Source organism: Pseudomonas sp. PS02302, from assembly GCF_029959585.1.
Classification (GTDB): Bacteria; Pseudomonadota; Gammaproteobacteria; order Pseudomonadales; family Pseudomonadaceae; genus Chryseomonas; species Chryseomonas aestiva.
This window is the reverse complement of sequence record NZ_JASCON010000206.1, coordinates 1-255: the sequence shown is the minus strand read 5'-3', so window position 1 is coordinate 255 and position 255 is coordinate 1. Positions and strand designations below refer to the sequence as shown.

The window sequence follows — 255 nt, the reverse complement described above, 5'->3', positions numbered from 1 at the left end:
TGCGGCCGGCCTTGTCGGCATAGAGGCCCATCAGCCAGCCGCCGATGGGGCGCATGAGAAAGCCCACGGCAAAGATGGCGGCGACGTTGAGCAGCTGGGCGGTCTGGTCGCCCTTGGGAAAGAAGGCTTTGGCGAAATACAGCGAGAAGGCGGCGTAGACGTACCAGTCGTACCATTCGACCAGGTTGCCGACGGAACCGCTGAAGATGGACTTGATGCGCTGCGAGGTGGTCTTGGGCGCGGTCTGGCCGGCCG

General features: G+C 64.3%; 1 pseudogene. It reads right to left on the bottom strand.

The features are described from left to right. Positions 1–255, bottom strand: a pseudogene (locus QMX82_RS26270) (MFS transporter); the annotation flags it as partial.